Source organism: Streptomyces fradiae ATCC 10745 = DSM 40063 (assembly GCF_008704425.1).
In the GTDB taxonomy this organism is placed as follows: Bacteria; Actinomycetota; Actinomycetes; order Streptomycetales; family Streptomycetaceae; genus Streptomyces; species Streptomyces fradiae.
Window position 1 is genome coordinate 1082131 of the sequence record NZ_CP023696.1, and the last position, 12570, is coordinate 1094700.

Here is a 12570-nt window from a genome sequence, read left to right on the forward strand (position 1 = left end):
GCGAGGAGCATGCGGACGTCGACAAGTGGCTGCGGGCGGGGGGCTCGAACGCCGTAAGGTTGGTCCGTACGCACGGAACTTCGGAAGGAGGCCTGGGTGATCGAGCTCGAGGGGGTTCCCGAGCTGATCGACCCGGTCATGGTGGCCGCGTTCGAGGGCTGGAACGACGCCGGCGACGCCGCCTCCACCGCGGTCGCGCACCTGGAACGGGAGTGGAAGGGCGAGGTGTTCGCGGCGCTCGACGCCGAGGACTACTACGACTTCCAGGTCAACCGCCCCACGGTGTGGCTCGACGGCGGGGTGCGCCGGATCACCTGGCCCACCACCCGGCTGTCCGTGGTCCGCGTCGGCGGGGAGAAGCCGCGCGACCTGGTGCTGGTGCGGGGCATAGAGCCGTCGATGCGCTGGCGCTCGTTCTGCAACGAGCTGCTGGGCTTCGCCCACGAGTTGGGCGTGGAGATGGTGGTGATCCTGGGCGCCCTGCTCGGCGACACGCCGCACACGCGGCCCGTCCCGGTCAGCGGGGTGACGTCCGACCCGGACCTGGCGCGGCGGATGGAGCTGGAGGAGACCCGGTACGAGGGCCCCACGGGCATCGTCGGCATCCTCCAGGAGGCGTGCACGCACGCCGGTGTCCCGGCGGTCAGCCTGTGGGCGGCGGTGCCGCACTACGTGTCGCAGCCGCCGAACCCCAAGGCGACGCTGGCGCTGCTGAACCGCCTGGAGGACCTGATCGACCTGCGCATCCCGCTCGGCGAACTGGCCGAGGACGCCCGTGCCTGGCAGCTCGGCGTGGACCAACTGGCGTCCGAGGACAGCGAGGTGGCGGAGTACGTGCAGACGCTGGAGGAGGCGCGGGACACGGCCGAGCTGCCCGAGGCGTCGGGGGAGGCCATCGCCCGCGAGTTCGAGCGGTACCTGCGGCGCCGGGACGGCGGCCCGGCCGGGGGCCCGGCGACGGGCCACGCCACGGAGAGCGGCGACGCGTCGTATCTGCGCGACCCCTCGGGCGGGCGGACGCGCCCGCCGAAGCCCCCGGCGCGCGGCACCGACGACCGGGCGGGCGAGGGCGCCGGCCGGGACCGCGACGAGCGGGACGACCGGGACGGCGCGCGGGGCGACGACCGGCGGGAGGCGGGCGCGGACGGAGACCGGGACGGCTCCCCGGGCACCGGTACGGGCGCCGCCGGCGCGGACACCGGTACGGGTGTGGACACCGGTACGGACACCGGTACGGACACCGGTACGGGCAGGGGCCCGGAGAGCGGTGCCGACGGCGGTGCGGAGGGCGGGTCGGGTGACGGCGCCGGGGACGGCCGCCGCGAGGACCCGGGCGAGTAGGAGCGGGCGACCCCCGGGGTCACCGGGTGCCCTGCGGGGCGGCACCGTCACGGCGGAGCCGCCCCGCCGCCGTCTGCGCGGGCCGCGGCCGCGCGGTCGCCTGCGAAGGCCGCCTCGCGCACGACCGGCCGCCCGCGACCTCGTGCGGCACCGGCGTGCGTACGCCCGCCGCGTGCGGCCGCGGCTCGGCGTACGGCCGCGCGAGGCGAAGGGCCGCGCGAGGGGCGCCGCGCGGGCGGGGCGGGGCGGGGCGGGGCGGGGGGCAAACATGCGGCGGCCGCCGCGGGGAGTGGTCCCCTCGGCGGCCGCCGTGATCCGGTCTAGAGCGCCACGCCCATCAGGGCGTCGACGGCGCGCGACACGAGGCCGGGCGCGCTCTCGTCCGTGCCGCCCCCGGCGGCCTGGAGGCCGGCCCAGCGGTCGACGGCGGCGAGCGCCGCGGGGGCGTCCAGGTCGTCGGCGAGCGCCTCGCGGACCTCCTCGACCAACGCGTCCGCGGGGGGACCGTCGGGGCGGGAGACGGCGGCGCGCCAGCGGCCGAGCCGCTCCACGGCGTCGGCGAGGACCTGGTCGGTCCACTCCCAGTCGGCCCGGTAGTGGTGGGAGAGCAGGGCGAGCCGGATCGCGGCCGGGTCGACGCCCTGGCGGCGCAGCGCGGAGACGAAGACCAGGTTCCCCTTGGACTTCGACATCTTCTCGCCGTGCAGGCCGACCATCCCGGCGTGCACGTACGCCTTGGCGAAGGGGTGCTCGCCGGTCAGCGCGTGGGCGTGGGAGGCGCCCATCTCGTGGTGCGGGAAGATCAGGTCGGAGCCGCCGCCCTGGACGTCGAAGCCCATGCCGAGGTGGTCGAGGGCGATGGCGACGCACTCGATGTGCCAGCCGGGGCGGCCGGGGCCGAGGGTGCCGCCGTCCCAGCTCGGCTCGCCCTCGCGGGCGGCCATCCACAGCATCGGGTCGAGCGGGTTCTTCTTGCCCGGCCGGTCGGGGTCGCCGCCCCGCTCGGCGGACAGGGCCCGCATCACCCCGGCGTCGTAGTGGGACACCTCGCCGAAGTGGCGGTCGGCCTCGACGGAGAAGTACACGTCCCCGTCGAGCTCGTAGGCGGCGCCCATGTCGCGCAGCCGCTCGACCAGCGGGACGATGCCGGGTATCGCCTCGACGGCGCCGATGTAGTGCTGGGGCGGCAGCATCCGCAGGGCCGTCATGTCCTCGCGAAAGAGGGACGTCTCCCGCTCGGCCAGGCCGGTCCAGTCGACGCCGTCGCGCGCGGCCCGCTCCAGGAGGGGGTCGTCGACGTCGGTCACGTTCTGCACGTAGTGCACCTGCCGCTTGGTGTCGAGCCACACGCGCTGAACGAGGTCGAACGCGTTGTAGGTCGCCGCGTGACCCAGGTGGGTCGCGTCGTACGGCGTGATGCCGCAGACGTAGATACGGGCGACGGGGCCGGGGTCGAGGGTCACTCGTCCACCGGTCGCGGTGTCGTGGATCCGGAGGTCGCGGCCCTTGCCGGGCAGGGCGGGGACCTCAGAAGCGGGCCAGGCATGCATGCATCGAGCGTAACCGGACGGGTGTTCCGGATACGAACCGGATACGGGTTCATGACCGGTTGCGCACTCTTGCGCGCGGCGCCGCGATGTGCAGGCGGGCGGTCCCGGACGGGCCCGGCCCGCCGGGCGTCACACCGGCGGCCAGGGGATGGGCGGCCAGGTGCCGGACGGCTCGGGGTGGCGGCCCGTGGTGCGCAGGGCGGTGACACGGGCCCGCAGGGCGTCCAGCTCGGCCGGGGTGACCAGCTCCGCCACACGGGTGGCGAGCGGGGCGCCGGGCGCCAGCTCCGCGTCGAGCCGGGCCAGCGCCTCCAGCGCCTCGTCGGGCAGCGGCTCCCCCGCCCAGCCCCAGAAGAGGGTGCGCAGCTTGTCGTCCACGTGGAAGGTGACCCCGTGGTCGATGGCCTGGAGTCGACCGTCCGGGGCGGGCAGCAGGTGGCCGCCCTTGCGGTCGCCGTTGTTGATCACCGCGTCGAGCACGGCGAGCCGCCGCAGCCGCGGGTCGTCGGCGTGCACCAGCAGCGCCGTACGGCCGCCTCCCACGTCGGCGAGGCCCACCGGGCGCCAGCCGTCGCCTGCCTCCTCGCCGTCGACGAGGGTCAGCAGCGGCGGCGCCGCGGGGTCGGCGTCGACCCACAGCTGGACCATGCCGGGGCCGTAGGGGCCCTCCCGCAGGACGGTCGGCGGGACGAGGCCCCAGCCGGTCGCCTCGGACACGGCGTACGCGGCGGCCTCCCGCTGGGCGAGCGTCCCGTCGGGGAAGTCCCACAGGGGCCGCTCCCCCGCGACGGGCTTGTACACGCACCGCGCCTCGGCGCCCTCGTGGGCGACCGAGCAGAGCAGCACCGCGTTGGACGCCTCGGCCACCCGGCCGCGCACGGTGAGCTCGCCCTCGGTGAGCAGCTCCAGCACGTCGGCGGTGGCCGTCAGGCCCCGCGGCGGTATCCGTTCTGGCGCGGACATACGTGTCCTTCCGGGTCGAGCGGCAGGCTGCACAGGGGGCACGGCGGGCGGCCGGCGTTGACGACGTCGAGGGCGCGCTTGGCGAAGGCCCGCGCCTGGGCGCCGGTCAGCCGGACGCGGAGCATCGGCGGGCCGTTCTCCTCGTCCTGGAGGAGACGTTCCTCCGCCTCGGCGAGGTCCTCCTCGGAGTCCGCGTCCAGCTCGACGAGCGCCTGCGCCTCGACCACGAGCCGCTGCTCGTCGCCGTCCCAGGCCAGGGCCATGGTGCCGACGCGGAACTCCTCCTCGACGGGGGTGTCGAGCGGCGCGGTGTCGCTGACGTCGGCGGGGGCGACGGCCGGGACCGGGGCGTTGCCCCCGGTGCGGCGCACGACCTCGTCCAGCAGCTCGTCCATCCGCTCGGCGAGCGCGGCGACCTGGGTCTTCTCCAGGGCGACGCTGGTGACGCGGCCGCCGCCGGACGCCTGGAGGAAGAACGTCCGGCGGCCAGGCAGCCCGACCGTGCCGGCCACGAAGCGCTCCGGCGGGTCATAGAGGAACACCTGACGGGACACGTTCCCTCTCCCTTGGTCTTCTCGATCGTGAGTCCGGCGCTGCGGCCGCCTCGGCGGCCCGTCCAACCCTACTGTGCGCGGCGATCACGGTGCGCCCGCGCCGCCCCCGACCTGCGCCGCGCCCCCGTCCGCGTAGCCGGCCGTGCCGCCGGCCCCGTCGCGCGGGGCGAGCGCGCCGAAGTCGCCGGTGTCGCCGAGCCGGACGAGGAACGGCCGGGTGCGGGTGTAGCGGATGGCCGTCACGGAGCACGGGTCGACGTGGAGGCGCTGGAACAGGTCCAGGTGGAGGCCGAGGGCGTCGGCGACGAGCGCCTTGATGATGTCGCCGTGCGAGCACATCACGTACGCGGCGTCGTCGCCGTGCTCGGCGGCGACGCGGGCGTTCCAGTCCCGTACGGCGTCCACGGCGCGGGACTGCATGGCGCGCATGGACTCGCCGCCGGGGAAGGCGGCGGCGGACGGGTGGTGCTGCACGACGTCCATGAGCGGCTCGTCGGCCAGCTCGGCCAGCTTGCGGCCGGACCAGTCCCCGTAGTCGCACTCGCTGATCCGCTCCTCGGTGTGGAGGGCCAGGCCGGGGCGGGCGGTCAGGAGCGGGGCGAGCGTCTCGCGGCACCGCTGGAGCGGGCTGGTGACGGCGAGGGCGAGCGGCACCCCGGCGAGCCGGCCGGGGAGCGCGGCGGCCTGGCCGGCGCCGCGGTCGTCCAGGGTGACGCCGGGGGTGCGGCCGGCGAGGACGCCGGCGGTGTTCGCGGTGGACCGGCCGTGCCGGACGAGGATCAACGTCGCCATGCCCGCAAGGGTAGGCGGCGGGCCTCGGGAGTGGGGCGGCCGGGCCGGGGAAGAATACGCGCCGTGATCGTGGACTGTGCCATCTACCGGGGCGGGGCCCGCCTCCAGGGCCCCGCCGACGTCGCCGCCGCCCTCGGGGAGGCGCGGGACGCGGTCGACGCGTTCGTGTGGATCGGGCTGCACGAGCCGACCGCCGAGGAGTTCGACCGGGTGTCGGAGGAGTTCGGGCTGCACGCGCTGGCCGTGGAGGACGCGCTCAAGGCCCACCAGCGGCCGAAGCTGGAGGTGTACGACGACTCGCTCTTCCTGGTCCTGAAGCCGGTGGTGTACGAGCCGGAGGGCGACACGGTCACCACGGGCGAGCTGATGGTGTTCATGGGCGACTCGTTCGTGGTGACGGTCCGGCACGGCGAGGGCTCGCCGCTGACGGCGGTGCGGCGGCGGCTGGAGGCGGAGCCCGAGGTGCTGCGGCACGGCCCGACGGCGGTGCTGTACGCGGTGGCCGACGCCGTGGTGGACCGCTACCTGGAGGTGGCGGGCGAGCTGCACCTCGACCTGGAGGAGCTGGAGGCGGAGGTCTTCCAGCCGGCCGGGGGCGACGCCAAGGACACGGCGTCGCGGATCTACCGGTTCAAGCGGCAGGTGCTGGAGTTCCGGCGGGCGACGGTCCCGCTGGTGGCGCCGGTGGAGCGGCTCACGGCGGCCGGGGTGCCGTACGTGGACGAGGGGGCCAGGCCGTTCTTCCGGGACGTCGGCGACCACCTCACGCGGGCGGTCGAGCAGGTGGAGGGCCTGGACCGGCTGGTGACGGACATCCTGGCCGCGCACCTCGCCCAGGTGGGCGTGCGGCAGAACGACGACATGCGCAAGATCTCCGCGTGGGCGGCGATGGCGGCCGTCCCGACCCTGGTCGCGGGCCTGTACGGGATGAACTTCAGCCACATGCCGGAGCTGGGCTACGCGTGGGGCTACCCGGCGGTGGTGCTCCTCATGGCCGCCGTGGTGGCAGGCCTGTACGTGCTGTTCAAGCGCCGCGGCTGGCTGTGAGGCGGCCCCTCGGGGCGCGGGGGCGCCGCGGGTCCTGCCGAGGGGGACGGCGGATCGGCCGGGCCCGTGGGTACGGCGGGGTCCGGTGGCGCACCGGCCGGGGGCCGGTGGGTACGGCGGGGTCCGGGTCCGCCACCGGCCGGGGGCCGGTGGCGGACCCGTGCGCGACGGGCAGGGCCCGCCCTCCGGGTCGTGCCGACGGGCGGGCGGACGCTGTGCGCCCGCCCCTCGGCGCCGGTCAGAGGACGGGCGCGGTCTCGGCGGGGCCGCCGAGGGCGCCCAGCCGCTCCGGCACGGCCAGCCGGACCATGCGCCGCCAGCCGACCGCCCGCTCGTACGCGTAGACCGCGTGGGCGCCGGCCGCGAGGACGGCCGACTTGGCACGGGACCACCCCAGGAGGCGGCCCATGTGGTCCAGGACGGCGAGGCTCACGTCCCGGTGGACGGCGATCTCGGCGAGGGCGCACTCGCGCAGGGTGCGCTGGATGGTGCGGCCGTGTCCGGCGCGGGCGAGGCGCAGCAGCTCCTCGTGGCAGTACGCGAGGTGGTTGTCCTCGTCCTCGCTGATCTGCCGGACCGCCTTGCCGATCTCCGGGTGGCCGCCGAAGTGCCGGACGAGCAGGTCCATCTGCTCGGCGGCGCGCTGCTCGGTGACGCGGCTGTGCGCGAGGTAGACGACGATGTCGTGCTCGGTGAGGGGCTCGTCCCGGCGCAGCTTGTCGTGGGCGAGGCCGATGCCGGCGCGCTCCAGGAGCATCGTGTAGTCGGTCTCCGGCGGGACGGGCACGGGGGTGAGCCCGCGCTTCCTGAGCAGCCCGGTGAAGATCCGGCCGTGCTTGTCCTCGTCGGCGCCGTGCCGGGTGATCTTGGGGGCGAGGTCGCTCAGGGAGGGCGGGACGAGCGCGGCGATGCGGCCGTTCTCCCAGCCTCCCTGGGCCTCGCCGCTGGCCGCGATCGAACAGAACAGCTGGTAGGCCTCGTCGCTGTCGACGATCTCCTGGAACAGGCTGCGGGCCGAGAGCATGGCTGTCACCTCCACGTGTCGGGACGAGTCAACGTCCCGGCGCGGCGGGCGGCAACAGCTGAGAGCCGCCGCTGCGCCGAACGGGGGCGCCGGCGGCCCCGGGCGGGCGGCGGCTCCCGGCAGGGCGGGTGACGGGCCCCCGGCAGCTGCGGTCGGGGTGGGCCGGGTGGGCCCGGTGGGCCCGGTGGGCCGGGCCTCCGCGGGCCGGGCGGGCGGCAGCCGCGGGGTGGTGCGCGGGAACATCGGCGGAGGGCGTAACCGTCGGGCGGGTGGCGCGTTGTGCTGCGTGACGGCCGTGGCGGGGATGACCCCGAGCCCCCACCACGGCCGCAGACCTGTCCGGAGGACCGCCGCGCGGGCACCAGCCCCGCGCGGCGGGGACCCGACCGCCCCGCGCGGGGCGGTCAGTCGGCCAGGCCGGCGCGCTCCAGCGCCTCCGTGCCGGCGCGCAGCGCGGTGATCCGCTCCTCCAGGGTGAAACCGGCGGGGGCCAGCGTGAGCGTGGTGACCCCGGCCTCCGCGTACGCCCGCATCCGGTCCGCGATCCGCTCGACGGAGCCGAGCAGCGTCGTGTCGTCGATCAGCCGGTGCGGCACGGCGGCGGCGGCGCCCGCCTTGTCGCCGGAGAGGTACCGGTCCTGGATCTCGGCGGCCTCCTTCTCGTACCCCATGCGCCGGGCGAGCCGGTTGTAGAAGTTCTGCTCGCGGCTGCCCATGCCTCCGACGTACAGCGCGGTGTACGGGCGGAAGGTGTCCGCGAGGGCGTTCACGTCCTCGCCGACGGCGAGCGGGACGGTGGGGCACACGTCGAAGCCGTCCATGGTCAGCCCGGCCTTCTCGCGCCCGGCGCGCAGGTGCCTCAGGGCGGTCTCCTCCAGGTGGGCGGCGGACGGGAAGATCAGCAGGGCGCCGTCGGCGATCTCGCCGGTCTGCTCCAGGTTCTTCGGGCCGATGGCCGCGATGTAGAGCGGGATGTGCTCGCGCCGCGGGTGGACGGTCAGCTTGAGCGGCTTGCCGGGGCCGCCGGGCAGCGGCAGCGTCCAGTGCGCGCCCTCGTGGGTGAGGCGCTCGCGGGACATGGCCCGGCGGACGATCTCCACGTACTCGCGGGTCCGGGCGAGCGGCTTGTCGAACCTGACGCCGTACCAGCCCTCGGAGACCTGCGGGCCCGACACGCCGAGGCCGAGGCGGAACCGGCCGCCGGAGAGGGTGTCGAGGGTGGCGGCCGTCATGGCGGTCATGGCCGGCTGGCGCGCCGGGATCTGCATGATCGCGGAGCCGACGTCGATGCTCTCGGTCTGGGCGGCGACCCAGGCGAGGACGGTGGGCGCGTCCGAGCCGTACGCCTCGGCGGCCCAGCACACGTCGTAGCCGAGGCGGTCCGCCTCCTGGGCGACGGCGAGGTTGTCGCCGTCCATGCCCGCCCCCCAGTAGCCGAGGTTGATGCCGAGCCGCATGCCGATCCCCTTTTACTGATCAGTAACGTGTGTGGTGTGCGGACTCTAGCGCGCGGGCGGGCGCGGTGGCAGGGGGCCCGCGGGGCGCGTCGTCCACAGGGTGACCGGGCCGCCGGGCGCGGCCAGTAGTGTCGCGGCCATGGAGCAGAGGCATCTCGGCCGCACCGGCCTGCGCGTGTCCCGGATCGGGCTGGGCACCCTGACCTGGGGGCGGGACACGGACGAGCACGAGGCGGCCGAGCAGTTGAAGATGTTCTGGGAGGCGGGCGGGACCCTCGTCGACACGGCCGACGTGTACGGCGGCGGGGAGGCCGAATACCTCCTGGGGCAGCTGACGGAGCGGCTGGTCCCGCGCCGGGACCTGGTCGTGTCCACCAAGGCGGGGAGCGTGCCGGACCCGGACCCGGAGCGCCGCTTCGACGGTTCGCGCGGGCATCTGCTGGCGGCGCTGGACGCGTCGCTCGCGCGCCTCGGCACCGACTACGTGGACCTGTGGCAGGTGCACGCCTACGACCCGTGGACACCGCTGGAGGAGACGCTCCAGGCGCTGGACATCGCCGTGACCAGCGGGCGGGCCCGGTACGTGGGCGTGGCGAACTTCTGCGGCTGGCAGCTCGCCAAGGCGGCCACGTGGCAGCTCGCCGCGCCGGGCACACGGGCACGCCTCGCGGCCACGCAGATGGAGTACTCGCTCCTCCAGCGCGGCGTGGAGCGCGAGGTGCTGCCCGCCGCGCGGGACCTCGGTGTGGGCCTGCTGCCGTCCTCGCCGCTGGGCCGGGGCGTGCTGACCGGCAAGTACCGCGGCGGGGTCCCGTCCGGTTCGCGGGGGGCGACGGACCACATGGCGCCCTTCGTGGAGCCGTACCTGGACGAGTCGGCGCGCCGCGTCGTGGACGCCGTGACGACGGCGGCGGACGGCCTGGCGGTGACGCCGCTGCAGGTCGCGCTCGCCTGGGTGCGGGACCGGCCCGGCGTGACGGCGCCGGTGGTGGGCGCGCGCACGGCGCGCCAGCTCACGGCGGCGCTGTCAGTGGAGGGCCTTAGTCTTCCTGACGAGATCCGCAGGGCGCTGGACGACGTGTCGGCGCCCGTGCACCGCTACCCCGACCAGGACTGGAGCACGCTGTGACCGCGCACCCCCGGGGGGAGCACCCCGACTCCCCGGCCGCCGCCGACGACCCGACCGCCCCGCAGCCGCCCGGCCCCGCGGCCGGGGCCCCGGCGGACGGCGGGGCCGGCGCGGCCCCGGCCGGCGCGGACGAGGCGGGCGAGACCGCGGCGGTGCCGGAGACCGGGCCGGGCACCGACGGCGAGGGTCCCGCGCCGGACGGGTCGGCGGACCGGGCCCGGACCGGGTCCGCGGACGCGCCGGGGGCCGGCGGTCCGGCGACCGGGACGGGCCCGGCGGCGGCAGGCGAGGCGGTGACGACCGGGACAGGACCCGCGACCGCCGACGGGGCGGCGCCGGACGGTGGCGTGACCGGGGAGACGTCCTCCCCGGACGCGGCCCCCGGCGGGACCGGCGCCGGGGAGGCGGACGCGGGCGGCGCCCGCACCGACGCGGACGGCGGCGGCCCGGGGGAGGCCGACGGCGGCCGGGGTGCCGTCCGTGAGGAAGGCGGAGAAGGCTCTGCCGGTGGGGAGGCGGGCGGAGGCGCCGCCGGGGTGTCCGAGGCGGAGGCCGAGCTGGCCGCCCAGCGGGAGCTGCGGGAGCGGATCGAGCGGCGCAAGGCCGAGCGGGCGGAGCCCATCGCGGCCGGCACCAAGCTGAGCGGCCGGGCCGCCGACCTGCTGGCGGCCGTCCGCGCCGTGGAGAGCGGCCGGACGCCGGACGTGGCCTTCGAGGACTCCCCCGCACCGGCCGCCCCTCCCCGCCGGGTCGCTCCCCCGCCGGCGCCGCCGACGCGGACCCCGGTGGCGCCCGCCCCCTCGGGGCCCCGCGCTGCGGCGCCCGAGACGGTGGCGGCCGTACGGACCGTGCTCGGCCGGGGCGGCGCCCCCGAGGCGCTGGCGGTGCGGGTCGCCGGGACGCTCGGCGACACGGCCGCCGAGCGGCTGCGGGAGGACCCGTGGCTGCTCCTCTCGGTGCCGGGCGTACGGCCGGAGCAGGCGGACGCGTTCGCCCGCGCCCTGCTGGGCGCCGACTGCGGTCCGGGCGACGCCCGGCGTACGGACGCCCTGGTCGGCTGGCTGCTGGAGCAGGCCGCGCTGCGCGGGCACACGGCGCTGGACGCGCCGGCCGTGCGCGCGGGCCTGGCGGAGCGTGCCGTGCCCGATCCCGCGGAGGCCGTGCGGCACGCCGTCGCCGAGGGCGCCGTGCTGGTCTTCCACGACGAGGACGACGGGGACGACGCGGACGAGGAGCCCGGCGAGGACGGGGACGGCGCCGCCCCGGAGGCCGAGGGCGGCACCTCGCCGGTGCTGCTGGGGCTCGACCGGTACGCGCTGGCCGAGGAGAGCCTCGCGGACGGCCTGGCCCGGCTGGCCCGCTCGGGGCCCGAGCCGCGCTGGGCGGAGGCGGCGGGGCCGCCGGAGCTGGTCCGGGCGGTCGCCGCGCAGGGCCTGGTGGTCCACACGGGCGGTGAGGCGGCGCGCGCCGAGCCGGTGGCGCTGGCCGGGGCCGCCCGCGCGCTGGGGCTGCGCGCGGCCGTGGCGGTGCACAGCGAGAACGGGCGGCGCAGGCTCGGCCCCGAGGCGGACGCCGTCACGGTGGCGGCGCTGCTGTCGGGCGCCGCCGGGCCGGGGCGGGACGAGGACGGGATGCTCGCCCTCGACCTGCTGGTGGTGCTGGACGCCCCGCAGCTGGACGTGGAGGCCGCCGCGATGCTGGTGGAGTCCGTGCCGGACGGCTGCCGGCTCGTGCTGAGCGGCGATCCGTACGTGCTGCCGTCGGCGGGCGCGGGCCGGGTCTTCGGGGACCTGCTGGCGGCGCGGGTGTGCCCGCAGGTGGCGTCCCGGGTGCCGGACGCGGGCCCGATCGGCGAGCTGGTGTCCGGGATCGGCGCGGGCGAGCTGTCGCAGGTGGACGCGCCGGGCCGGGAGGTCGTGATCGTCCCGGTGCGGGACGCGGGCGAGGCCGTGCACCGGACGGTCCAGCTCGTCGCGGACTCGGTGCCGAGGGCGCTGGGCGTGCCGGTGGAGCAGACGCAGGTGATCACGGTCGGCCACGGCGGCTCGGCCGGTACGCGGGCGCTGAACGCCGCGCTGAAGCAGCGGCTGAATCCGGGGCCGGGACGGTTCGGGGGCTTCGACCCGGGCGACCGGGTGGCGTACGCGCGTACGCCGGGGCGCACGGTCCAGGGCCGGGTCGTGTCGGCGGACGCGGAGGGCCTGCACCTCGACTGCGAGGGGAGGCCGGAGCGGGTGGTCGTCCCCCGGGACCGGGTGGAGTCGGCGGTGCGCCACGGCTGGGCGCTGACCGCGCACCAGGCGGCCGGGATGCGCTGGCCGGCGGCGGTCGTGGTGCTGCCGGGCGACGCGGCGGGCGGACTGAGCCGCGCGTGGGTGTACACGGCGTTCGGCCGGGGCGAGCGGCACCTCTCGGTCGTGCACGGGGTGGACCAGGCCCTGGCGCGGGCGGTCGCCGGTCCGGCGGCCCCGGAGCGGGTGACGCGGCTGCGCGCCCTGCTGGAGGCCGTACCGGCGGCGGAGGAGGAGTAGGGGCGCCGCGGTCCCGCGGATGGGGGCGTTCCCGGCGCCGGAGGGGCGCCGGGGGGCGCTCCGTGCCGGGTGCGGGGCGCGGATTCCCCGGTACCGGCGGGGCGGGCGCGCGCAGGGAGCCCGGGGCGGGTGAGCGGCGGCGGAAGGGCGGGGCGCCGGCAGGCGGCTCCGTACCGGACGCG

Annotated in this window: 10 protein-coding genes; 4 read left to right on the forward strand and 6 right to left on the reverse strand. The window is 77.1% G+C overall.

Annotated elements, in window-relative coordinates:
* The first annotated feature begins 96 nt into the window (after nucleotides 1-96).
* Nucleotides 97-1341 carry a PAC2 family protein gene (locus tag CP974_RS04660; protein WP_078915875.1) on the forward strand — a complete coding sequence of 415 codons (1245 nt, stop codon included), beginning with the start codon at nucleotides 97-99 and terminating at the stop codon, nucleotides 1339-1341.
* A gap of 320 nt (nucleotides 1342-1661) precedes the next feature.
* Here CP974_RS04660 and mshC read toward each other — a convergent pair whose 3' ends face one another.
* The 4 genes from mshC to CP974_RS04680 form a co-directional block, all read right to left on the reverse strand.
* The gene (gene mshC, locus CP974_RS04665; protein ID WP_031135060.1) at nucleotides 1662-2891 is read right to left on the reverse strand and encodes a cysteine--1-D-myo-inosityl 2-amino-2-deoxy-alpha-D-glucopyranoside ligase; all 1230 of its coding nucleotides are present in this window, start codon (nucleotides 2889-2891) and stop codon (nucleotides 1662-1664) included.
* A 129-nt stretch (nucleotides 2892-3020) separates the two neighbouring features.
* A complete protein-coding gene (locus CP974_RS04670; protein WP_031135062.1) occupies nucleotides 3021-3854 on the reverse strand; it encodes an SCO1664 family protein in 834 nt (277 codons plus the stop codon).
* Nucleotides 3818-4408 (reverse strand): DUF3090 domain-containing protein, encoded by a 591-nt coding sequence (locus CP974_RS04675; RefSeq protein WP_031135064.1) that lies wholly within the window; start codon nucleotides 4406-4408, stop codon nucleotides 3818-3820. The genes CP974_RS04670 and CP974_RS04675 overlap by 37 nt, the downstream gene beginning before the upstream one ends.
* 84 nt (nucleotides 4409-4492) lie before the next feature.
* Entirely contained in the window at nucleotides 4493-5200 is a 708-nt protein-coding gene (locus CP974_RS04680; RefSeq protein WP_031135066.1) for a histidine phosphatase family protein, read from the reverse strand.
* 54 nt (nucleotides 5201-5254) lie between these two features.
* Between CP974_RS04680 and corA the strand changes: the two genes are divergently transcribed.
* Nucleotides 5255-6247 carry a magnesium/cobalt transporter CorA gene (gene corA, locus CP974_RS04685; RefSeq protein ID WP_031135068.1) on the forward strand — a complete coding sequence of 331 codons (993 nt, stop codon included), beginning with the start codon at nucleotides 5255-5257 and terminating at the stop codon, nucleotides 6245-6247.
* Between the two features lie 238 nt (nucleotides 6248-6485).
* Here corA and CP974_RS04690 read toward each other — a convergent pair whose 3' ends face one another.
* Nucleotides 6486-7271 carry a hypothetical protein gene (locus CP974_RS04690; RefSeq protein ID WP_031135070.1) on the reverse strand — a complete coding sequence of 262 codons (786 nt, stop codon included), beginning with the start codon at nucleotides 7269-7271 and terminating at the stop codon, nucleotides 6486-6488.
* A 404-nt stretch (nucleotides 7272-7675) separates the two neighbouring features.
* Nucleotides 7676-8728, reverse strand: a complete 1053-nt coding sequence (locus tag CP974_RS04695) for an LLM class F420-dependent oxidoreductase (RefSeq protein ID WP_031135072.1) — start codon at nucleotides 8726-8728, stop codon at nucleotides 7676-7678.
* A gap of 139 nt (nucleotides 8729-8867) precedes the next feature.
* On the opposite strand from CP974_RS04695, the gene CP974_RS04700 reads away from it, so the two are divergent.
* Together CP974_RS04700 and CP974_RS04705 are read left to right on the forward strand one after the other, a co-directional pair.
* Nucleotides 8868-9857, forward strand: a complete 990-nt coding sequence (locus CP974_RS04700; RefSeq protein ID WP_031135074.1) for an aldo/keto reductase — start codon at nucleotides 8868-8870, stop codon at nucleotides 9855-9857.
* Nucleotides 9854-12388 (forward strand): ATP-dependent DNA helicase, encoded by a 2535-nt coding sequence (locus CP974_RS04705; RefSeq protein WP_085921244.1) that lies wholly within the window; start codon nucleotides 9854-9856, stop codon nucleotides 12386-12388. Before CP974_RS04700 ends, CP974_RS04705 begins: the two co-directional genes overlap by 4 nt.
* Nucleotides 12389-12570: the final 182 nt, after the last annotated feature.

Excerpts from the sequence above, each read along its gene's own strand:
- mshC (WP_031135060.1), bottom strand. The coding sequence starts at position 2,891 with ATGCATGCCTGGCCCGCTTCTGAGGTCCCCGCCCTGCCCGGCAAGGGC.
- CP974_RS04700 (WP_031135074.1), top strand. The coding sequence starts at position 8,868 with ATGGAGCAGAGGCATCTCGGCCGCACCGGCCTGCGCGTGTCCCGGATC.
- CP974_RS04670 (WP_031135062.1), bottom strand. The coding sequence starts at position 3,854 with ATGTCCGCGCCAGAACGGATACCGCCGCGGGGCCTGACGGCCACCGCC.
- CP974_RS04680 (WP_031135066.1), bottom strand. The coding sequence starts at position 5,200 with ATGGCGACGTTGATCCTCGTCCGGCACGGCCGGTCCACCGCGAACACC.
- CP974_RS04695 (WP_031135072.1), bottom strand. The coding sequence starts at position 8,728 with ATGCGGCTCGGCATCAACCTCGGCTACTGGGGGGCGGGCATGGACGGC.
- CP974_RS04690 (WP_031135070.1), bottom strand. The coding sequence starts at position 7,271 with ATGCTCTCGGCCCGCAGCCTGTTCCAGGAGATCGTCGACAGCGACGAG.